The organism is Pseudomonas sp. HP_14 (assembly GCF_055283875.1).
The window spans coordinates 139446-160792 of sequence record NZ_JBTOQI010000006.1; the positions used below are offsets into that span (position 1 = coordinate 139446).

The window sequence follows — 21347 nt, forward strand, 5'->3', positions numbered from 1 at the left end:
ACTGCCAAGTTCATTGTCTGTTTACTATTTTTTGTGGGTCATTCATGTCATCCAATAAAAGCCTCGCAATCGCCCTGTGTCTCGCCGTGACTGGCTGTGCACAAACGCCTAAAAACGATTCTGCCGACGCTGGGAGCCACTGGTGGTCATTCGGCTCCGATAAGGTTGCCGACGCAGCACCTGTACAAACCCCGGCAAAAGCCCCTGCGAAAGCTCCGGCCCCTGAGGCCAAGCCTGCGGCGCCGGTGGCGAAGGCCGAGAGTGGCACTCATTGGTACTGGCCGTTTGCGTCCAGTGACAGCGCGGAACCAAAAGCTGAAGCTGCCGCCAAACCCGCAGATAAAAGCGTTGCACCGCTGATCGCCAAGTCCGAAACCGATAGCAAGTGGTGGTGGCCGTTCGGTGGCGAGAAGAAGGAAGAGGCCAAGGCAGCTCCCAAGGTCGATCCCAAGGTGACGCAAGCCTGGCTGGATGACTACGAGCCGCGCCTGCGTCTGGCGATCAAGGACAGCCCGTTCGAACTTGAGCGTCGTGAAGATGTTCTGGTGATCACCGCTCCGGTAGACAGCTCATTCAACCCGGATCGTCCGGCGATGTTGCTGCCTGTGACGTTGGGGCCTATCACCCGTCTGGCAAAACTGGTTGAAGCCGACCCGAAAACCGCCGTGCTGGTATTGGGTCATGCAGACACCACCGGCGCTGCTCCGGCGAATCAGAAAATCAGCCAGGAGCGTGCCCAGTCGGTCGCTGCCATTTTCCGCCTCAGTGGTCTTGAGCGTAATCGGCTCAGCCTGCGGGGCATGGGCGCGGTAATGCCGCGTGCAGCCAATGACAGCGCCGAAGGCCGCAAGCTGAACCGCCGCGTTGAAATTGTCATGACGCCGGAAAACACCATGCTCGCGCTGATGAGCAAGTACGCCTTGCCGCCAACGCCGACAATGGTTGCGGCTCAAGACGTCAAACCAGCGCCAGCAGTCGCTCCCGCGCCAGCCAAAGCCGCACCGGCCAAGAAGGCCGCTGCGAGCAAGCCTGCCGCCAAGAAAGCCGCACCCGCTAAAAAGGCGACGCCAGCCAAGGCCGCTCCTGCCAAAGCTGCCGTGAAGAAGAAACCTGCGGCGACTGATCAGGCGAGTAACTGAAACACGCGCTGACCCGCGCCGCAGGGCGTGGGTCAGGCGACGGTTTTCTTCAATCAAGGAAAGACGTCATGACCCAGTCTCTGGCCGATATGCGCCGTGACTATGCCCGCGATGGTTTGACCGAAGCGCAAGCGCCAGATGAACCGTTTGCGCTATTTCATCAGTGGTTCGCCGAGGCGGTGAAAACCGAGCAGGCACCTGTCGAGGCCAATGCGATGACCCTCGCGACGGTCGACGAGCAGGGCCGCCCTCATTGCCGAATCCTGTTGTTGAAAGGACTGGATGCCGAGGGCTTCACGTTCTTTACCAACTACGACAGTGCCAAAGGCCAGCAACTGGCGGCACGTCCGTTTGCGGCAATGACGTTCTTCTGGCCCACTCTGGAGCGTCAGGTACGCATAGAGGGGCGAGTGGTCAAAGTCACACCCGAAGAGTCCGATGCCTACTTTCAGGTTCGTCCGCTGGGCAGTCGGCTTGGTGCGTGGGCCTCTCCTCAGAGCCAGGTGATCGCCGATCGCGCCGAGCTTGAAGGCATGATCAAAGACACCGAACAGCGCTTCATCGACACTCAGCCGCACTGCCCTGAACATTGGGGTGGCTACCGGCTTCTGCCGGAGCGAATCGAGTTCTGGCAGGGTCGTCCGAGTCGTTTGCATGACCGGCTTAATTATCGGTGCGTGGACGCGCACTGGTCGCGAGAGCGCCTCGCTCCCTAACCCTCAGTCTGTTTGAATTATTCGGTTGCCTACCCGTCTTACGGTTACGGCAGCCGGTGCTGTATACCGCCTGAATGAAAACAAATTAACGAAGAGCGGCAGGTGACAGCGCTGATGGCGCAGAGTCTAATGGCTGCATGTTCTTCTGGAGATACCTTTATGCGTAAGTCTGTTCTGCTGGCCACGTTCACTGCCATGGCGCTGACCCTCAGTGGCTGTATGTCGAACCTGACCGGTGATTCCTATTCCCGAGACGAAGCGCGTACCGTGCAGACCGTTCGTTTGGGTACCATCGAATCTCTGCGTCCAGTCAAGATCGAAGGCAGCAAGACGCCTATCGGTGCAGGCGCCGGCGCAATCGTGGGCGGTGTTGGCGGTAGCGCCATTGGCGGCGGCCGTGGCAGCATCGTTGCCGCTGTGATCGGTGCTGTAGCTGGTGGCTTGCTGGGGTCGGCTACTGAAGAAGGTCTGACCCGTACTCAGGGTGTAGAGATCACCGTACGTGAAGACGATGGCACCATGCGTGCCTACGTGCAGCAAGTTCAGGAAAACGAGATTTTCCGGGTTGGCGAGCGCGTTCGTATCATGACCGTGAACGGTACCAGTCGCGTCTCTCATTGAGTGATTGCATGCGCTTGTAGCGTCTTGAAACACAAAAACCCGATCCTGGCGATCGGGTTTTTTGTGGGTGATCGTTGGTGCTTTTGGCGTCACGCTGTTTCCTATGCCGCGCAGCAAATGCTTTCCCTGTAGGAGCTGCCGAAGGCTGCGATGCATTCATCCTGACATACCGCTATCGCAGCCTTCGGCAGCTCCTACAAAAGATTAATTTCAATTCAACGGATTGGGTTTTTACGACTGCTAACCGCCATAACGGCATAACCGAGAAAGGCGGCGAGTATCGAGCCGGTCAAAATCCCCATGCGATCAACCCCGGCGTATTCGCTACTGCCCGGTATGTAAGCCAGTGAACCGACGAACAGGCTCATGGTGAAACCGATGCCGCACAGTATCGAAACCCCCAGCACTTGTCCCCAGTTCGCGCCGCCGGGCAGTTTTGCGATGCCAATTTTGATCGCCAGCCACGTCAGGCCGAAAACACCGACTGTCTTGCCCACCAACAGGCCTGCTGCGATACCCATAGGGACGTGATGGGTGAAACTCTCCAGCGTGACGCCGCTGAGTGATACGCCTGCGTTCGCGAACGCAAACAGCGGAAGAATCCCGTATGCCACCCATGGATGCAGGGCGTGCTCCAGCGACAATAGGGGGGACGAGTCGTGGTCAGCGGTGCGTAACGGGATGCAGAACGCCAGTACCACGCCTGCCAGTGTTGCGTGGACGCCGCTTTTGAGTACGCAGACCCACAGCAACAGGCCAATCAGCAGGTAAGGGCCCAGCTTGCGCACGCCCAGCCGATTCATCGCAATCAGCGCCACGATTGAGGATCCCGCCAGTATCAGCGACAAGTTGGAAAGCTCACCCGAATAGAACAGCGCGATGACGATGATTGCCCCGAGATCATCAATGATCGCCAGCGTCATCAGAAACAGCTTGAGTGAAACCGGAACACGCTTGCCTAACAAGGCGAGCACGCCCAGTGCGAAGGCGATGTCAGTGGCCATGGGGATCGCCCAGCCATTCATGGCGGCGGCGTCTCCCTTGTTCAGTGCCCAGAAGACCAGCGCCGGGATCACCATGCCGCCGATGGCCGCGGTACCTGGCAGAATGATTTGCGAGGGGCGTGACAGATGGCCTTCCAGGACCTCCCGTTTGACCTCCAGACCTATCAGCAGGAAGAACAGCGCCATCATGCCGTCGTTGATCCACAGCAATAGCGGCTTGGCGATTTTGACAGCGCCGATCTGTGCCACGACGGGCACATCAAGGAAGGCGTTATAGAGCCAGGACAGCGGCGAGTTATTAATGATCAACGCCAGGGCAGCGGCCGCGATCAATAGCAGACCACCTGCAGCTTCGAGCTGAAAAAAACGAGTGACAGTGATACGCAGAGGCAAAGTTTGCGCTCCCATCCAACGAAAAGGAGCGACACCCTAACCCGGACTTCCCGCTGTTAAAACAAAAGTTATATTCGTTTTTGTTATAAGCGGGACGGCCGGTTTAGAGTGTTTCCAGGTCTGTCAGTCAGTGCGCTTTTGCTGGTGGGAAGGCGCTTTTTATGGTGTAGGAATCGTCTGAAATTACAGCTGTGTTCAGGCTTCGATACCCAGCATGCTTCTTGCCAACGCTTCAGCGATGCGGATGCCATCCACTCCGGCGGAAAGAATGCCGCCCGCATAGCCTGCACCTTCACCGGCCGGAAACAGACCTTTGACGTTCAGGCTCTGCATGGTGTCGTCACGGGTGATGCGCAGCGGCGCGGAGGTACGGGTTTCGATCCCGGTCAGTACGGCGTCATGCAGGGCAAAGCCTTTGATCTGCTTTTCAAACGCTGGCAGTGCTTCGCGAATCGCCTCGATGGCGTAAGCGGGAAGGGCGTCCGCCAGATCCACCAGCTTGACCCCAGGCTTGTAAGACGGTTCGACGCTGCCCAACTCCTGCGACACTTTGCCTGCGATGAAATCACCTACCAGCTGTGCAGGTGCTTCATAGGTGCTGCCGCCCATCAGATAGGCGTGGGATTCCAGGCGCTCCTGTAGCTCGATGCCCGCCAGCGGGCCACCTGGATAATCTTCCGGAGTGATACCGACCACGATCCCGGAATTGGCATTACGCTCGTTTCGCGAGTACTGACTCATGCCGTTGGTGACGACGCGATTTGGCTCCGACGTCGCGGCGACAACGGTGCCGCCCGGGCACATGCAGAAGCTGTATACCGAGCGCCCGTTCTTGGCGTGATGCACGAGCTTGTAATCGGCGGCACCCAGCTTTGGGTGGCCGGCGTACTTGCCCAGGCGAGCACGGTCGATCAGTGATTGCGGGTGTTCGATACGGAAGCCCACAGAGAATGGCTTGGCCTCCATATAAACGCCACGGCCGTGGAGCATGCGGAACGTGTCACGAGCGCTGTGCCCCAGTGCCATGATCACATGGCGCGACTCGATGCGTTCGCCACCGTCAACGACCACACCCTGCAGTTGGCCATTGTCGATCAGCACGTCAGTCACGCGTTGCTCGAAGCGTACTTCACCGCCCAGTGCTTCGATCTGGTGACGCATGTTTTCCACGACGCCTGTCAGTCGGAAAGTACCGATGTGCGGTTTGCTGACGTAAAGGATCTCTTCAGGTGCACCGGCTTTGACGAACTCGTTCAGGACCTTGCGACCGTGAAATTTCGGGTCCTTGATCTGGCTGTAGAGTTTGCCGTCGGAGAATGTTCCTGCGCCGCCTTCGCCGAACTGCACGTTGGACTCCGGGTTCAGGACGTTCTTGCGCCACAGGCCCCAGGTGTCTTTGGTGCGCTGCCGGACTTCCTTGCCGCGCTCGAGAATGATCGGCTTGAAGCCCATCTGCGCAAGCAGCAGGCCAGCAAAAATCCCACAGGGGCCAAAGCCAACCACCACCGGGCGTTCGGTCAGGCCTTCAGGCGCGTGCCCGACGACTTTGTAGCTGATGTCCGGTGCCGGGTTGACGTGACGATCATCGGCCAGACGGGACAGTAGAGCCGCTTCATCCTGCACCTGGAAGTCGATGGTGTAGATGAAGCACAGCTCGGAAGACTTTTTGCGCGCATCGTAACTGCGCTTGAACAGGGTGAATTCCAGCAGTTCATCGCTGGTGATGCCCAAACGCTGCAAAAGGGCTGGACGCAAGTCTTCGTCCGGATGATCGATCGGCAGCTTGAGTTCGGTGATTCGTAACATGAAAGGATCCAGTTTCCGGGCCGCAGGATCAGCCCGACAGCGCTACAAGAACCGGGGATTATAAGACACATTGGGGGGAGGCGGGGTGGTGGGTTGTCTGAGTTTGATTGTTTCGCTATTAGGGAGGGCGAACACATTTATGCCGTAATTTCTGCGTACATATCCGTTGGCGTGGTAGCGGCTGATATTGGTTGCGCTTTTACAGCGCCTCACTTTTGATAGAGCGCAAAAGTAAGCAAAACGCTCATGCCCCACCACTTGGTGCCTCGCCTAGGCTCGGCATGCCCGTAATCCGACATTGCTGCGTGGGGCCGCCGCCACCGGCCATCCATGGCCTGAGGCGGCTAAACCGGCATCCCTGCCGGTTTGCCCCACGCAGCAATATCGGATTAGGGCCGGCGTGGTTTAACGGAGCGCTTAAGATCAAAATCAAAAGCAGATCAAAAGCATCGGTTCACTTCGAACTGGTAGGAGCGAACTTGTTCGCGAGACGTCATCACGACCAACGCACTCGACGTCTGACACACCGCATCGCAGCCTTCGGCAGCTCCTACAGAAGATCGGTAAGTTCACAAATCAGGTCGGCTGTCAGGCCGCCGCGCTTTTGATTTTGATCTGAGGCGCCCCGTTAAACCACGCTGGCCGAACGCAGATTCTGAACCGTGGGCAACCCGGCAAGGATGCCGGGTTAGCCGCACCGGGCCATGGATGGCCCGTTGCGGCGGCCCACGGTTCAGGATCAGCGAGCGGGTACACCGAGCGACAGCGAGGTGCCGAGTGGTGGGGTAAATGCCTTTTGGTTACTTTTGGGCTGTTCAAAAGTGACGCGCTGTAAAAGCGCAACCAATATCAGCCATAACGCAGCAATGGATATGTACACAAACATCCCTGCATGGAAGAGTTGTGCAGATACCTATTCCGCGATACGGGAGCGGTAATCCTCGAGTATTAACTCAACCGGGATCAATCATCCCGCGACCCGCCGTAATACCCGCAACCCCGCGCTGTCTCACCGTTGATCCGCAACTCAGCGGTCAAATGCTGCACCGAGCCATCCACGCTGTCGACGCAACGTTGTGGCGCAACCCAGAGCTCCATCTTGTTGCCGTTGGCCTCACTGCTGACGCTGAAACGGCCGTCTGGTAGCTGCTCTTCCACATAAGGCACGGCGATGGAGTCTTTGCCCAGACGCTCAATGACCATGCCTTTACCACTGACGTTAACGTTCCATGCCGGTTTGTTACCGTTGACGTGCAGGGTCAGGCGTTTGAAGTTGGGATCCTCGCAGGCCTGACCTGCACGCTCAACGCGGTAGACCTGACGAAGGTCCAGCTGGCCGTCGCTGTTGGCTGCATTACTGGCAACGAACACCCCGCGCAGGTCGGCGAAAACCTTGCCGGAACTGTCAGCCAGGGGTGTCGCTTCTTGCAGGATACCGGTGCTGCCGCCGTCCTTGACCACGTAGCGACGCTGCTCATTGCACGGCTGAAACATCAGCTTGCCGCCTTCACCGGTCAGATTGCCCTGCATGCGAATCCAGTTAGCCTTCGAGACAGGGGCTGAAGCGGATTGAGAGCCCAGCATCTGGCATCCAGCGAACAGGGGTAACAGAGCAACGATCAGAGCGGTACGAACAGCAAACATTGAGTGGTCTCCAGGCAAGTGTCGCCACGTTACTCAGCCTGTCGCCCCATCACAAGAGGCATCAACCAACGTGATACGTCTGACCCGTTTGCAGCCCCTCGACACTTTTTGCGTAGGCCAGCGCCACGTCTGCTGCAGGAACCGGCTTGAAGCCCCGGAAATAGGGAGCATAACTGCCCATCGCTTCGACCAGGACGTTAGGGCTTACCGAGTTGACCCGCATGCCGCGTGGCAATTCTATAGCCGCAGCGCGGACGAAAGCGTCGATAGCGCCATTGACCAGGCTGGCAGAAACGCCTGAGCGGATCGGGTCATGGCTGAGGACGCCGGTGGTAAACGTGAATGACGCACCATCGTTGGCAAAGTCGCGACCGATCAGCAGCAGATTGACTTGCCCCATCAATTTGTCCTGCAAGCCAAGAGCGAAGTCGCTTTCGCTCATTTCGGCCAGAGGTGCGAACTTCACATTACCGGCAGCGCAGACCAATGCATCGAAACGGCCTATCCGTTCGAATAGTTTGCGGATCGAGGCGCTATCACTAATATCCACATGCTCCTCTCCACTGTTACGACCAGCGCGTACGATTTCGTGACGCTGGCTCAGTTCATGGGCAATTGCCGATCCCACAGTACCGCTTGCACCAATCAATAGAATTTTCACGTCACTGCTCCATGGGGTATTCAAGGATGTCGAGTGGGCAGTGTAGGGTGGTTATTTGTGGTCGATAAGAGTGCCAATAGGCAACCTTTGGTTCTCATAGGGAAACAATAGTGAGTGAAATTGATGACCTCGCGGCGTTTGCGGTTTTGATCGACGCAGGCAGTTTTACGTCTGCGGCCGCACGGCTTGGCTGCAGCAAAGGTTACTTGTCAAAACGAATCAGTCAGCTGGAGCAGGGCTACGGGGTGATGCTTTTGCATCGCAGTACGCGCAGCCTGAGCTTGACGTCGGCCGGTGCAGCCTTGCTGCCTCAAGGACAGCAGCTGCTCGCAAGCATGGAGCGGGCACGTAATATCGTTGAGTTGATGCGTGATGACATGGTGGGGCAAGTGCGTGTTACGGCACCCGTGTCTCTGGGGGAAACATTTTTTGAAGGCTTGTTGATGGAGTTTTCTGCCCAGTACCCGCAAGTAAAAGTCGAGCTCGAACTCAATAACGCCTTTCGTGACCTGCGGCGGGATGGTTTTGACCTGGCTATACGCTCTCATGTGGCCAGTGATGAACGTCTCGTCGCCAAGCCCTTGCTCGCCATGCAGGAGTTGACGTGTGCCAGCAGTGCATATTTGCAATTGCACGGCCAGCCGAAAACACCTCATGAACTGCTCGCCCATAGCTGTCTGCTCAACAGTCATTACAGCGGCCGCAATGAGTGGCTTTATCACCAGAACCACGAACTGACCAGGGTTCAGGTCAACGGTACGTTTGCCAGCAACCACTACGGGTTGCTGAAAAAGGCAGCGCTGGTCGGTGCCGGGATCGCCCGATTACCGTCGTACATGGTGCACGCTGAAATCAATGACGGCCGCCTGCACTGGCTGTTCCGCGATTACCAGACCAGTATTTCGCCGCTGTTTCTGGTCCATCCGTATGAGGGGGAATTGCCCAAACGAATGCAGGTGCTGGCTGATTATTTGCTGGGCTGGTTTCAACGCAGCAGCGTGGCGCTGGAGCGGTTGGGCGTGAGAGAGGAGTAAGGGATCGTCCTGTATGAGATTGCGCTGTGGCACTGACACGTGCTGTCTTGCGGCAAACACTGATCTGTAGGAGCGCACGAGCACCGCGAGGCCGCGATAGCGATGTGTCAGACAGGACGCTATCGCTGCCTCGCGTTCCTCGTCAGCTACAGGTCCTTTGCAGGCTGTGCTCAAAAAAAACGGCCCGCAGGCCGTTTTCTTATTGCAGCGAATCATCAACCGCCCAAATAGGCATCACGCACTTTCGGGTCTACCAGTAGCTCTTCACCAGTGCCCTGCATGACCACGCGACCGTTTTCCAGCACGTAGGCACGATCAGCGATCTTCAAGGCCTGGTTGGCGTTCTGCTCAACCAGAAACACCGTTACGCCATCACGGCGCAGTTGTTCGACGATCTCGAAAATCTGCTGAATGATGATCGGTGCCAGACCCAGCGAGGGTTCGTCCAGCAACAACAGCTTGGGTTTGCTCATCAGCGCACGGCCGATGGCAAGCATTTGCTGTTCACCACCGGACATGGTGCCGCCGCGTTGATTGAAGCGTTCCTTGAGGCGTGGGAACAAGTGCAGGACTTTATCCATCTGCTCCTGATAATCATCTTTCTCAGTGAAGAAGCCGCCCATGGCGAGGTTTTCCTCCACTGTCAGGCGGGCAAACACCCGACGGCCTTCAGGTACTACGGCGATGCTTTTACGCATGATCACCGAGGAGTCCAGCCCGACCAGTTCTTCGCCCATGTAACGAATGCTGCCGCTGTGGGCACGTGGTGAGCCGCACAGCGTCATCAGCAGCGTGGACTTACCGGCGCCGTTGGCACCGATCAGCGTCACGATTTCGCCTTGGCGCACATCAATGTTGATGCTGTGCAGTGCCTGGATCTTGCCGTAGAAGGTGGAAACGTTTTCGAATTGCAGCATTTACGCTTCCCCCAGGTAGGCTTTGATCACTTCAGGATTGTCACGGATCTGTTCCGGTGTGCCGTCAGCCAGCGGTGTGCCCTGATTGATCACCACGATGTGGTCGGAAATGCTCATGACCAGCTTCATGTCGTGCTCGATCAGCAGCACGGTGGCGTTGTGTTCGTTACGCAGCACGCCGATCAACGCTTTGAGGTCTTCGGTTTCTTTCGGGTTCAGGCCCGCAGCAGGCTCGTCGAGCATCAGGATGCGCGGTCGGGTCATCATGCAGCGGGCGATTTCCAGTCGGCGTTGCTGACCGTAGGCCAGGGTGCCTGCGGTCCGGTTGGCGAACTCCTTGAGGTTGACCGCTTCAAGCCAGTGCGCGGCGTACTCCATTGCCTCTTGCTCACTGCGACGGAACGCCGGAGTGCGGAACAGGCCGGACAGGAAGTTAGTGTTCAGGTGACGATGCTGGGCGACCAACAGATTTTCCAGAGCCGTCATTTCCTTGAACAGCCGCACGTTCTGAAAGGTTCTCACGACGCCTTTGCGGGCAATCTGGTGGCCGGCCAGCCCTTGAATGGCTTCGCCGTCCAAAAGGATCGTGCCCGCCGTAGGCTTGTAGAAACCGGTCAGGCAGTTGAAGACCGTGGTCTTGCCTGCGCCATTGGGGCCGATCATCGACACGACTTGTTTCTCGTTGACGGTCAGGCCTACGCCATTGACCGCCAGCAGCCCGCCAAAACGCATGCTCAGGCCGCTGACTTCAAGAATGGGGCGGCTCATTTGCGCAACTCCATGTGTGGGCGTTGCATCGGCAGGAAACCTTGAGGACGCCAGATCATCATCAGCACCATCAGGGCGCCGAACATCAACATGCGGTAATCGCTGAATTCACGCATCAATTCAGGGAGGAGGATCATCACGATAGCGGCCAGGATTACCCCCAGTTGGGAGCCCATGCCACCCAGCACGACGATGGCGAGAATAATCGCCGACTCGATGAACGTGAATGACTCAGGCGTTACCAGACCTTGGCGAGCGGCGAAGAAGCTGCCAGCGAAGCCGGCGAATGAGGCGCCCAGAGTAAACGCCGACAGCTTGATGACGGTCGGATTCAGGCCCAGCGCACGACAGGCAATTTCGTCTTCGCGCAGTGCTTCCCAGGCTCGGCCTATAGGCATACGCAACAAGCGATTGATAACGAACAGAGCCGCCAGTGCCAGCAGCAGAGCAATCAGGTAAAGGAAGATCACCTTGCTGATCGGGTTGTAGTCCAGCCCGAAATATTGGTGGAAGGTTTGCGCACCCTCAGCTGCACGGCGTTCGAAGCTCAGACCGAACAGCGTCGGCTTATCGATGTTGCTGATGCCGTTGGGGCCGCCGGTGATATCCGTCATGTTGCGCAGGAAAATCCGGATGATTTCGCCAAAACCTAACGTCACGATCGCCAGATAGTCGCCGCGCAGACGTAATACCGGGAAGCCCAGCAGGAACCCGAAAAGCGCTGCCAGCAAGCCGGTCAGTGGCAGGGCCTCCCAGAAGCTCAGGCCAAAGTAGTGCGAGAGCAGGGCGTAGCCGTAGGCGCCAACGGCATAGAAACCGACGTAGCCCAGGTCCAGCAGGCCCGCCAGGCCAACCACGATGTTCAGGCCCAAGCCCAGCATGACGTAGATCAGGATCAACGTGGCGATGTCTACAGCGCCGCGCGAGCCAAAAAATGGCCAGATGAATGCCAGCACAATCAGGGCTATCAGGCCCCAGCGTTGGGTTTTCGGCTGAGTCAGGAAATCACTGGTTTTTTGCGAGATCAGTGGCTTGCGTGTACCGCTGCGCATGCCGCTGATTTTTTCCGCGAAAAGCACACGCAAGAACATCAGTACCGAGCAGAGAGCGATGATTGTCAGGGTCATCGAGCTAGCGTTCTGCACTTGCAGCGTGACGCCGGAAAAGGCCAGTTTCAGGCCCAGCACCGGATAGGCAACAGCCCACACCAGCGCGGCGCTGAACAGCGCCTGTTTGAGAGACTTGCTCATACTTTCTCAACCTCTGGACGGCCCAAAATACCGGTCGGCCGGAACAGCAGCACGAGCACCAGAAGACCAAAGGCCACGACGTCCTTGTATTGATCGCCGAAGATATCGGCGCCGAAGGCTTCTGCGACACCCAGCACCAGGCCACCTAACATGGCGCCCGGAATCGAGCCGATACCGCCCAGAACGGCAGCAGTAAATGCCTTGAGGCCTACCAGGAAGCCTGCGCTCGGATTGATCACGCCATATTGCATGCTCAACAGCACCGCTGCGATGGCAGCCAGAGCCGCGCCTACAACGAAGGTCAGGGCGATGATGGTGTTTGTGTTGATGCCCAACAGATTGGCCATCTTCATGTCCTCGGCGCAGGCGCGGCAGGCGCGGCCCATTCGCGAACGGGAAATGAACAGGGTCAGGCCGGTCATCGCCAGCAAGGTGACGACAAATACCACCACCTGCATGTAAGAGATGAGGACTTCTTCTGCACCGCCAGGGCCGAAGGAGAAGCTGCCGGGGAGCAGATTGGGAATGGCAAAGTTGCCAGAGCCCTGGGATAGCTGAACTGCGTTCTGCAGAAAGATCGACATGCCGATTGCAGAAATCAGTGGAATCAGACGATTGCTGTTACGCAATGGACGGTACGCAAGGCGCTCAATGCTGTACCCGTAAGCGCTGGTGACGATGATCGTCGCGGCAAAGGCCACGATCATTAACAGCGGCAGGCTGTGGATACCCATCATGGCCAGACCGGCCAGGGCCATGAAGGCAACATAGGAACCAATCATGTAAACCTCGCCGTGGGCGAAGTTGATCATTCCGATGATGCCGTACACCATCGTGTAGCCGATGGCGATCAATGCATACGTACTGCCAATGGTCAGGCCATTGACCAGTTGTTGCATGTAGTGGAATAACTCGGGCATTTACCGCGCTCCTAAAAACCTGTTCTGCATGCTCTGGCCTGCGCAGGGCTCGCATTCTCTGATGCGTTGCCGATGGCGTGCCAACGAACCGCTGGTAACGGTTTTAAGATTTTCAGGAGGTCTCATCGCCGGATCACGGGACGGGACCTTCATTCGTAAAACAAAGCCCACTGCAGATGCAGTGGGCTTCGGTGTCAACGCAAGCAGCTTACTTGGTGGCTTCGGTCTTCGGCTTGCCGAAGTGCCACTCGTAGACCACGAACTGGAAGTTCTTCAGGTCGCCCTTGGCGTCGTAGCTCAGCTCGCCCATTGGCGTCTTGAACGTGCCGGCATGGATGGCGGCTGCCACCTTGTCGGTGTCTTCGGACTTCGCGGCAGCGATACCGTCAGCCACAACCTGAACGGCAGAGTAGGACGGGTAGACGAACGGGCCGCTCGGGTCCTGTTTCTTGTCCTGGAATGCCTTGGTCAGAGCCTGGTTGGCCGGATCCTGGTCGAAGGATTTCGGCAGGGTCACCAGCAGGCCTTCGGAAGCATCGCCAGCAATTTGCGAGATCGAGTCGTTGCCGACGCCTTCAGGACCCATGAAGCGGGCTTTCAGGCCTTTTTCCTTGGACTGACGCAGGATCTGACCCAGTTCCGGGTGGTAGCCGCCGTAGTACACGAAATCAACATTGGCTTGCTTGAGTTTGGCGATCAGCGAGGAGAAGTCTTTGTCGCCCGGGTTGATGCCCTCGAAGACGGCGACTTTCACGCCCTTGCCTTCAAGAGTGGTTTTCACTGCCGATGCAATGCCTTCCCCGTACTGCTGCTTGTCGTGAATGACCGCAACGGTTTTAGGCTTGACCACGTCGGCAATATAGTTGCCTGCGGCGGGGCCTTGAGCGCTGTCCAGACCGATGGTGCGGAACACCATTTTGTATCCGCGAGCGGTGATTTCCGGGCTGGTAGCGGCCGGGGTAACCATGATGATGCCTTCGTCTTCATAGACGTCGGATGCAGGCTGAGCGGAGCTGGAGCACAGGTGACCGATCACGAACTTGACGTTGTCGTTGACCACTTTGTTGGCCACTGCAACGGCTTGCTTGGGTTCGCATACGTCATCGTATTCAACGGCTTCGAGCATCTTGCCGTTGACGCCGCCTTTGGCGTTGATCTGTTCGATGGCCATTTTGGCGCCGTTGAACTGCATGGTGCCGTATTCAGCGACCGGGCCGGTTTTAGGACCTGCGATGCCGATCTTGATGGTGTCTGCTGCGAACGAATGGCTGGCAACCCCCGCCATAACCAATGCGGCAAACAGCTTGGAAAGCTTCTTGGTACCCTTAGTCATGATGCTCCACTCTTGTGTTTTAATTTTTATAATCCTGATGCCTAGGCAGCGGGACCGGATTTTAAACACCGATCATCCCCCCGGCAAACTGTACCGGAACAGTTTAGAGCGCCGGTCAATAGCTTGAATAGCTAGCCGCGGGGGGCAAAAACGATCGATGTCGCTTAATTGAAAGAAAGATACAGAATCATGCGGTTCGACCTGTCGAATCGACCTCTAAACCCCTGGTTTTACTGATCTTCCCTGCAATCAATTACTTGTATCTGGGTTTGTCTCGAGCCAACTCGGCGCTATTATTCGCGTCGATTTTCTTTTCGGTGAAACCCATGAGTGAAGAACCAAGCACCCTCTATGCCAAATTGCTCGGCGAGACGGCATCAATTACCTGGACGGAGCTGCAACCGTTCTTTGCCCGCGGTGCCCTGTTGTGGGTCGAGCCGTCGCTGGATTTGATTGAAGTCGCGCAGGCCGTTGCCCAGAACGAAGCCGATAAGGTCAGCGCATGGCTCGCCAGTGGACAGGTGGGGAAGGTGGCTGAAGCCAAGGCGCTAGAGCTTGTGGAGCGCGATCCGGTACTGTGGGCGGTCGTAGTGGCACCTTGGGTATTGGTCCAGGATAGAGCGCCTGCTTAATCAGTGATCTTTTTTGGTGCGTATTGCGGGGTTCAAGTGGGAAGTCTGGTAACTGCGCAGGGCACCGGGTAGCGAAATATCACACCGGCGCCGTGCTTTGTTGTAGGGGCTGCATTGGCCGCTACACGGCGTTGCTCATGCCGAATAGCAGTAACAGCCTTACTTAACCCCGTAATCCGTCTTGCCCGTATGTTGGTTCAGGGAAATAACCCGGGTCTTGCCGATGCGATGACGGTAGATCTCACGCAGGTATTTGACGGCCTTCTTCACGCTCTCGCGGGAAATGCGGATGTCATTGATCGAGACAAACTTGGATTTGTCTTCAATCAACTCGCGATACTTCTTCTCGTACATCGGCTTGATTGCATACCAGTTGGTATCGAGGATTTTCGCCGGGTTTTCGTACTCGTTCAGCAATTCATCAATGCGGTCTTCGTTGAACTCTTCGCTGACGATGAAATCCAGAATCGCGTTGTCCAGCGTATCGTCGAAACGGTACTGGTTTTTCGCGAAGCAGCGTTTGATGAAGGCGACGATCAAGGTCAGGAAGTCATCCGACAAACACGGGCTTTTCGCGATCAGGGTGGTCAGCGAAAGGTTGGCCGACGCACCGATTACCAGGGCGTAGCGCTTGAGCGTCGTGTTCGGAAACAGACTGTTCAAGTGCGTCTTGAGACGATTGAGGTCCATGTAGGACAGTTTGTAGTCCTTTGGCAGCGAAACGATGGACACCACCGACGAGCAGTTCTTGAAGAAGTGCAGGTCATGCAGGGCCGCGGCATCGTAGCCAGAGGTCTTGTATTGATCGAGTGCGGCGCGATAGCGCTTGGATTCGATCGGCAGCAGGCTGATGCCTTCAATGGCCTGAGTTACTTTATTGAAGTGCGGCAGGTCAATGGAGCGGAAGAACAGATCGTCGATGTTCAGGCGCGGCGGCTCTTTCTCGAACACCTTGAACTTGTCCGAGCCGGGAGCCGGGCTTTCCGGCACCACGGATTCGGCGTAGGCAATCGCTACCGGACCGGCCAGGCTCATGAACAGGTCGTTGGCATCCAGGCGAATAGTCTCGCCGATATCAATGCCTGCACGGCGGAAGTAGTTCTGATCGTAGTCAGTCGTCACCGCCTGAGCAGTGAGAATGTTGAAGATCTGCTGCGAGATGTACTGGTTGGCGTGGCGCTCCATGGCGTTCACGTCGATGTTCTCGATGTTGCCGTCATCGCTGGCTTCGGCGTAGCGCATGATGTCGTTGGAGATCAGCATCATGGCATTCCATGGGCGGATACGGCCCATGACGCTGGCTTCGCTGCTGTCTTCGTTCTCGAAGTTGTACGAGAAGTCCCATTCTTCAGACAGGTACTTGCACAGCAAGCGCCCGGCGTTGATGTGCAGGGCTTCAGACATTTCGCTGCGATGATCGGAAATGTTCGGCAGGACGCAAATGCCGCTGGTGAAGATCGGCTCGAACACAAAAGACCGGCCGCGCTTGCTGTCGTTTTCGTCAGTCGGCTTGGTGTCGAAGGTTTTGTTCATGTACGAGAACTGTTGCGCCAGACCGAACTCCGAGGCCATGCCCGAGCCCGTGCCGCCACCTGCGCTGAAAATGTAGAAATACAGGCGCGACTGATTGGCCTTGATGCCGCATGAGTCGATCAGGTACGAGTGAATCAGCTTCCAGTCAGCGCTGGAGAAGTGGTTGGTGTCCTTGTTCAGGATGATCTTGGCCAGATACTGACCGAGGATCGGGGCGTTGCCCGCACCACCGGCATGGACTTCAGACAAGTCCATGATCTTCATTTTGCTGTAGTCGTTGATGAAGCCGCTTTTCTCGCCTTTGCGGGAGAAGCGGATGCGACCGGCAATGTCTTTATCCAGGTCGCCGAGCATGACCAGCGGCTCGACCAGGAACACAGGTTTGCTGGCTTTGTTCTGCACCAGTCGCAGGTTATTGCGAATCCAGCGGCCTGGGCTGTAGCGTTTGTCTTCGCTCAGACGATCTTCGTTTTCAAACTGGTTGAGGTAAAACTTGCGGGCGTTGTAAACCAGTTCAGCGACGTCCAGCGCAATGTTGGAGCCGCAGCGACCCAGACCGATCAGGCAAACAGACGGAAACTGTTGCTCGCTGCGCAGGACGTTATCTTCGATGTGAACGGATTGCGGGAAGACGGTATCGCGCAGACCATCGAGGTTATCCAGGATGCGGTCGGTGTCGGTTTCCGTGAAATACATGTACTGCTGGGCGGGTATCGGCTTGGGTCGATAGTAGGTGCTGGGGAGGCCAGCGGCCTTCTCGGCAACGGCTGCATTCAATGGTCCGGATATCGCACCAGCAGAATCATTTTTATTGGTCATCGTGCGCCATTTGCCTGAGGGAGGCGGCGATGCAGTGGCTGTCATCGCGCCATCACGGAAAGAGAAATTACGACTTTACAGTGCGCTTATTTCTGCGGCGATAGGGGGAACCCCTATGCATGAGAAGGGCACTTTCTGTCTGATCCAGCAAGTGAATCGGCTGGGTCGCGCAAATCTTTAATAGTTTTCAGTGGGGCGGTTGAACCGCGGCCCTGTTTTGCTGTCGCGTCCCGGTGCGCCGGTTTCAGCCTACCGGTCCATGGCTCCATTTTTCCGTGGCGGGGGCGTGCGCGATGGCCTTGGCGACGCTGGCTGTTTTACGCTGGTTGAGCTTCTGCACCAGCGGCAACAGTTGATCCAGTGGTTGCGGCCTGCTGATCAGATAGCCCTGAATGTAGTCGGAGTTGTACTTGCTGAGAAACTCCTTCTGTTGTGCGGTTTCAACACCCTCTGTGACGACTTTCAGCCGCAAGGTATGGGCCATGACGATGATCGCCTGGACGATCTCCATGTCCTGAGCGGATCCGGGAATGTCGACGATGAAGGAACGATCAATTTTGACCGTGTCCAGAGGCAGGCGTTTGAGGTAGGCCAGAGATGAGTAGCCGGTGCCGAAGTCGTCGATGGAAAGCGAAACCCCCAGGCAGCGGATCTGTTTGAGCAGGCCGATGGTGTTGCTGATATTACCCATCAGGGCATTTTCGGTGACTTCCAGCTCCAGCCGCCGGGCGGGAACGTTGGACTGTCTCAAGGCGCGCTGAATGTCGTCGATCAGGTTATCGCGAGTCAGGTTCAGCGCCGAGCAGTTGACCGCGATGATCAAGTCCTCCAGGCCATTGCCACTCAGACGACCCAGATCCTGGCAGGCGCGGCGCAATACCCAGTTATCAAGGTCGGCAATCAAGCCGTTGGTTTCCGCTATTTCAATAAAGCGATCCGGCGTCAATAAACCATGTTGCGGGTGCTGCCAGCGCACCAGAGCTTCGAGCTTGGCCACGTGCCCGGTACTCAGGTCAACGATTGGCTGGTAATAAACCTGCAGGCCGTTTTCTTCCAGCAGCGCGTTGCGCAGTTCCTCTTCCAGTTGCAGCTCCAGGCTGGCCTTGGTCTTGAGGTTGGGGCTGAAAAAGTGCAGCCGGTTGCGGCCGTTGCCTTTTGATTGATAGAGCGCCAGGTCAGCGTGCTTGAGCAGTTCATCGCAGGTCTGGCCATCTTGCGGGAAGATGCTGATCCCGATACTGGTGGTCATGACCATGTGCCGGCCGGCCAGAGCGATGGGTTCTTTCATCTTCTGCATGACACGCCCAGCCAGTTGCTCGGCTTCTTCATAGTTGTGCAGGCCGATGAGAATGCAGAATTCATCGCCGCCGAACCGGGACACCACGTCGTCGCCTCGGGTCGCGCTGCGAATCCGCTCGGCAATCGCTTTGAGCAGGTCATCCCCAGCGTCATGGCCCAGGCTGTCATTGATGCGCTTGAAGTGGTCGATGTCGAGGAACATTACCGCGAGCATGCCGCCGTTTGCGCCGTGCTCGCTCAGTTTCTCGGCGAAGGTCTGATTGAAACCGCGCCGGTTGAGCAGGTTGGTCAACGGGTCGTAATGCGCAACTTGTTGCAAGGACATCCGCGCCTGATCCAGCTGGCTGAGCAGGGCATTCACGCGGCGCAAGTCGTGCTCTTTGCTTTGCAGTTTCTTGTCGGCCATCGAGGCGCTCAGGCTACCTGCGATGATCAGCAGGGCAATGATCGCGATGGTCAGCCCGAGCTGCATCGCGTTTTCCGGTGCCGCCGACTCGAGTGGGACATTTTCCGGAATCACCAGATTCAGCGACCACATGCCAATCATGTGGGTGCCCAGCAAGCCTGCACCCAGCAGCATGCTGGCGCCGTACTTGAGCATCTGGTGGAACGTGCCACTGCCTTGCCGCAAATAGCCGGGCATCAACAGGAATACGGCACCACAGAGAACGGACATCAGTATTGAGAGCCCGAACGGGCCGGGCTGGTAGTACTGAATGGCGGACGAGCGTAATGCCGACATGCCCACGTAGTGCATGACGACCACGCCGAGACCGATGCCGATTGCGCTTAGCAGCCATTGCCCCGGGCCGAGTACTTCCTGGCTGATGGCTTTGATCGCGAATGCGCCTGCAATAGCTGCGATAAATAGAGAAGCGATCGTAGTGGGCAGGTCGTAGCTGACCTTCATCGGCGTTTCAAAGGCGAGCATGCCAATGAAGTGCATAGCCCATGCTCCACCCGCGAGGCACAGGGCACCGAGCACTTGCCAGCGTTGCCGACTTTGGTGATTTTCTGAATGGATGATGCGTTCGCCGATATCCAGCGTCGCCAGGCATGCCGCTGAAATGACGCCGAACGACAGCGCCATGAGAAACAGGTTGTGGGTACAGTCCAGCAGCAACATCCCGTCGTGGGATTGCCCGGACATCAGATACAAACCAAGCCATTCCATAGCGGGCCCCATATATTCAATGCCAGGGTCGCCAGAGTCCACGAGTGGTGGCGAGTCGCTGTCAGTATAGGAGTTGATACAAGCGTGCCAATAGCAAAGGGTTGAGGGGTCCAATCAATTTGGAATTACCTAAATAGCGAATAGTTATAACCATAGATGGCTATGGCCATGCAGGACCATTCCCTTTGCGAATGTTTACAGACAGTTAATGAAAGGCGACCTAGATTAAGTAGCGTTTTCCTCTGCCCGCTACGCTTCGTATAAAAATAAAAAGGGAGCTTCATTATGCAAGGCACCCCGCAGCCGTTGTCCCCACAGGCGTCCAACGCCTGGCGCGTTCTGTTTTTGCTGTTCCTGGCCAATCTGTTCAATTTTTTCGACCGCACGATTCCGGCAATCATCATTGAGCCCATTCGCATGGAATGGCATTTGAGTGACTTCCAGCTGGGCATCATCGGTACCGCGTTCACGCTGGTCTATGCCATTGCAGGTCTGCCATTGGGGCGTATGGCCGATAACGGCTCGCGTAAGAAAATCATGGGTTGGGGGCTGGCCGTGTGGAGTGGGCTGACGGCCGTTAATGGTCTGGCAGGCAGCTTCTGGACATTTCTATTGGTGCGCATGGGGGTGGGCATTGGCGAGGCCAGCTATGCGCCCGCAGCCAATTCACTGATCGGCGACCTGTTTCCTGCTCACCGGCGTGCGCGGGCCATGGGGATTTTCATGCTGGGGCTGCCGCTTGGGTTGTTGCTGGCATTCTTTACCATCGGCGCGATGGTCAAGGCTTTCGACAGTTGGCGTGCGCCGTTTTTCATCGCCGCTGTGCCGGGGTTGGTGCTGGCGTTATTCATGTTCTTCATTCGTGAACCCAAGCGGGGCGCGGCAGAAAGTGTGCGGATGTCCGAGGAAAAGATCGAAAAGCCTATCCGTCGCGTACTTTCGATCCCGACGTTTGGTTGGCTGGTGCTGGCCGGGCTGACGTTTAACTTCGCTACTTATGCCTGTAACTCGTTCATGGTGCCGATGCTGCAACGCTATTTCCTGTTGCCCTTACAGGAAGCTGCGGTGGCGACCGGCATTATTGTCGGTGTAACGGGATTGATCGGGCTGACGCTGGGCGGCTGGGTGGCCGACAAGTTACATCAGCGTTTTGCCAACGGCCGGTTGTTGTTCGCTGCTGGCAGCATGTTGATTGCAACCGTGGCGACAGGGTATGCCTTGCACGCGGGGCGCATTGAGATCGGTGTATTTGTCGCTGTGTTCAGTCTGGGTTGGCTGTTTGCTTACAACTTCTATACCTGCGTTTATACCGCGATTCAGGACGTGGTCGAGCCTCGCTTGCGCGCTACGGCGATGGCGTTGTTCTTCGCGGGTCTTTATCTGTTGGGCGGCGGGCTGGGGCCGGTGGTAGTCGGCTTGCTATCAGATCACTTTGCCCATTCGGCCATGGCGGCTGCGGGGGCTGAACAGATGAGCGAGGTCTACAAGGCGGTAGGGCTGCATGACGCGATGTACCTGATCCCGGTGGCGCTGTTCATGACGCTGGTGTTTCTGTATCTGGCTTCGCGGTGTTTCAGTCGGGACGCGGCGCGGATGAAGGCAGGGATGGTGGCTGATGAGCCGGTGGTTGCGGTAGCTTTAGAAGGGGCATAGCGCTCAGATCAAGCTTCGCTCCAACAGAGTA

17 protein-coding genes are annotated in these 21347 nt (G+C 57.0%); 6 read left to right on the forward strand and 11 right to left on the reverse strand.

Translation table 11 applies throughout. The features are described 5' to 3' along the window. The first annotated feature begins 44 nt into the window (after positions 1 to 44). From ACYASS_RS06610 to ACYASS_RS06620, 3 genes are all read left to right on the forward strand, one after another. A complete protein-coding gene (locus ACYASS_RS06610; protein WP_463585536.1) occupies positions 45 to 1139 on the forward strand; it encodes an OmpA family protein in 1095 nt (364 codons plus the stop codon). Between the two features lie 68 nt (positions 1140 to 1207). Next, positions 1208 to 1855, forward strand: coding sequence for a pyridoxamine 5'-phosphate oxidase (gene pdxH, locus ACYASS_RS06615; protein WP_463585537.1), 648 nt, complete (start codon positions 1208 to 1210; stop codon positions 1853 to 1855). A gap of 159 nt (positions 1856 to 2014) precedes the next feature. Continuing rightward, positions 2015 to 2476: an outer membrane lipoprotein gene (locus tag ACYASS_RS06620; protein ID WP_122666007.1), complete on the forward strand. Its 462-nt coding sequence runs from the start codon at positions 2015 to 2017 to the stop codon at positions 2474 to 2476. A 215-nt stretch (positions 2477 to 2691) separates the two neighbouring features. On the opposite strand, the gene nhaA is transcribed toward ACYASS_RS06620, so the two are convergent. The 4 genes from nhaA to ACYASS_RS06640 form a co-directional block, all read right to left on the reverse strand. Beyond that, positions 2692 to 3873, reverse strand: a complete 1182-nt coding sequence (gene nhaA / locus ACYASS_RS06625; RefSeq protein ID WP_463585538.1) for a Na+/H+ antiporter NhaA — start codon at positions 3871 to 3873, stop codon at positions 2692 to 2694. A gap of 195 nt (positions 3874 to 4068) precedes the next feature. Beyond that, positions 4069 to 5679: an NAD(P)/FAD-dependent oxidoreductase gene (locus tag ACYASS_RS06630; protein WP_463585539.1), complete on the reverse strand. Its 1611-nt coding sequence runs from the start codon at positions 5677 to 5679 to the stop codon at positions 4069 to 4071. A gap of 963 nt (positions 5680 to 6642) precedes the next feature. Continuing rightward, positions 6643 to 7323, reverse strand: coding sequence for a COG3650 family protein (locus tag ACYASS_RS06635; protein WP_463585540.1), 681 nt, complete (start codon positions 7321 to 7323; stop codon positions 6643 to 6645). A gap of 61 nt (positions 7324 to 7384) precedes the next feature. Beyond that, a complete protein-coding gene (locus tag ACYASS_RS06640) occupies positions 7385 to 7984 on the reverse strand; it encodes a short chain dehydrogenase (RefSeq protein WP_463585541.1) in 600 nt (199 codons plus the stop codon). 110 nt (positions 7985 to 8094) lie between these two features. On the opposite strand from ACYASS_RS06640, the gene ACYASS_RS06645 reads away from it, so the two are divergent. Further along, positions 8095 to 9018 (forward strand): LysR family transcriptional regulator, encoded by a 924-nt coding sequence (locus ACYASS_RS06645; RefSeq protein ID WP_463585542.1) that lies wholly within the window; start codon positions 8095 to 8097, stop codon positions 9016 to 9018. Between the two features lie 215 nt (positions 9019 to 9233). Here ACYASS_RS06645 and ACYASS_RS06650 read toward each other — a convergent pair whose 3' ends face one another. From ACYASS_RS06650 to ACYASS_RS06670, 5 genes are all read right to left on the reverse strand, one after another. Then, the gene (locus ACYASS_RS06650; RefSeq protein WP_463585543.1) at positions 9234 to 9935 is read right to left on the reverse strand and encodes an ABC transporter ATP-binding protein; all 702 of its coding nucleotides are present in this window, start codon (positions 9933 to 9935) and stop codon (positions 9234 to 9236) included. Further along, positions 9936 to 10703 carry a high-affinity branched-chain amino acid ABC transporter ATP-binding protein LivG gene (gene livG, locus ACYASS_RS06655; RefSeq protein WP_243245458.1) on the reverse strand — a complete coding sequence of 256 codons (768 nt, stop codon included), beginning with the start codon at positions 10701 to 10703 and terminating at the stop codon, positions 9936 to 9938. Next, a complete protein-coding gene (locus ACYASS_RS06660; RefSeq protein ID WP_463585544.1) occupies positions 10700 to 11953 on the reverse strand; it encodes a high-affinity branched-chain amino acid ABC transporter permease LivM in 1254 nt (417 codons plus the stop codon). The genes livG and ACYASS_RS06660 overlap by 4 nt, the downstream gene beginning before the upstream one ends. Beyond that, positions 11950 to 12873: a high-affinity branched-chain amino acid ABC transporter permease LivH gene (gene livH / locus ACYASS_RS06665; RefSeq protein ID WP_122665999.1), complete on the reverse strand. Its 924-nt coding sequence runs from the start codon at positions 12871 to 12873 to the stop codon at positions 11950 to 11952. Before livH ends, ACYASS_RS06660 begins: the two co-directional genes overlap by 4 nt. Before the next feature lie 208 nt (positions 12874 to 13081). Further along, a complete protein-coding gene (locus ACYASS_RS06670; RefSeq protein WP_122665998.1) occupies positions 13082 to 14206 on the reverse strand; it encodes a branched-chain amino acid ABC transporter substrate-binding protein in 1125 nt (374 codons plus the stop codon). A 326-nt stretch (positions 14207 to 14532) separates the two neighbouring features. Here ACYASS_RS06670 and ACYASS_RS06675 point away from each other — a divergent pair, with 326 nt between their 5' ends. After that, entirely contained in the window at positions 14533 to 14838 is a 306-nt protein-coding gene (locus ACYASS_RS06675; protein WP_463585545.1) for a DUF2288 domain-containing protein, read from the forward strand. A gap of 159 nt (positions 14839 to 14997) precedes the next feature. Here the strand turns inward: ACYASS_RS06675 and ACYASS_RS06680 are convergent, their stop codons facing one another. Both ACYASS_RS06680 and ACYASS_RS06685 read right to left on the reverse strand, forming a co-directional pair. Further along, entirely contained in the window at positions 14998 to 17067 is a 2070-nt protein-coding gene (locus tag ACYASS_RS06680) for a hypothetical protein (protein ID WP_463585561.1), read from the reverse strand. A 367-nt stretch (positions 17068 to 17434) separates the two neighbouring features. Further along, a complete protein-coding gene (locus ACYASS_RS06685) occupies positions 17435 to 19663 on the reverse strand; it encodes a bifunctional diguanylate cyclase/phosphodiesterase (protein WP_463585546.1) in 2229 nt (742 codons plus the stop codon). 285 nt (positions 19664 to 19948) lie between these two features. Between ACYASS_RS06685 and ACYASS_RS06690 the strand changes: the two genes are divergently transcribed. After that, positions 19949 to 21316 carry a spinster family MFS transporter gene (locus tag ACYASS_RS06690; RefSeq protein ID WP_463585547.1) on the forward strand — a complete coding sequence of 456 codons (1368 nt, stop codon included), beginning with the start codon at positions 19949 to 19951 and terminating at the stop codon, positions 21314 to 21316. Positions 21317 to 21347 lie beyond the last annotated feature (31 nt).

Coding starts and splice junctions, on each gene's coding strand:
- livG (WP_243245458.1), bottom strand. CDS start 10,703: ATGAGCCGCCCCATTCTTGAAGTCAGCGGCCTGAGCATGCGTTTTGGC.
- ACYASS_RS06610 (WP_463585536.1), top strand. CDS start 45: ATGTCATCCAATAAAAGCCTCGCAATCGCCCTGTGTCTCGCCGTGACT.
- ACYASS_RS06635 (WP_463585540.1), bottom strand. CDS start 7,323: ATGTTTGCTGTTCGTACCGCTCTGATCGTTGCTCTGTTACCCCTGTTC.
- livH (WP_122665999.1), bottom strand. CDS start 12,873: ATGCCCGAGTTATTCCACTACATGCAACAACTGGTCAATGGCCTGACC.
- ACYASS_RS06660 (WP_463585544.1), bottom strand. CDS start 11,953: ATGAGCAAGTCTCTCAAACAGGCGCTGTTCAGCGCCGCGCTGGTGTGG.
- ACYASS_RS06620 (WP_122666007.1), top strand. CDS start 2,015: ATGCGTAAGTCTGTTCTGCTGGCCACGTTCACTGCCATGGCGCTGACC.
- ACYASS_RS06670 (WP_122665998.1), bottom strand. CDS start 14,206: ATGACTAAGGGTACCAAGAAGCTTTCCAAGCTGTTTGCCGCATTGGTT.
- ACYASS_RS06650 (WP_463585543.1), bottom strand. CDS start 9,935: ATGCTGCAATTCGAAAACGTTTCCACCTTCTACGGCAAGATCCAGGCA.
- ACYASS_RS06690 (WP_463585547.1), top strand. CDS start 19,949: ATGCAAGGCACCCCGCAGCCGTTGTCCCCACAGGCGTCCAACGCCTGG.
- ACYASS_RS06675 (WP_463585545.1), top strand. CDS start 14,533: ATGAGTGAAGAACCAAGCACCCTCTATGCCAAATTGCTCGGCGAGACG.
- ACYASS_RS06630 (WP_463585539.1), bottom strand. CDS start 5,679: ATGTTACGAATCACCGAACTCAAGCTGCCGATCGATCATCCGGACGAA.
- ACYASS_RS06685 (WP_463585546.1), bottom strand. CDS start 19,663: ATGGAATGGCTTGGTTTGTATCTGATGTCCGGGCAATCCCACGACGGG.
- ACYASS_RS06680 (WP_463585561.1), bottom strand. CDS start 17,067: ATGTATTTCACGGAAACCGACACCGACCGCATCCTGGATAACCTCGAT.
- pdxH (WP_463585537.1), top strand. CDS start 1,208: ATGACCCAGTCTCTGGCCGATATGCGCCGTGACTATGCCCGCGATGGT.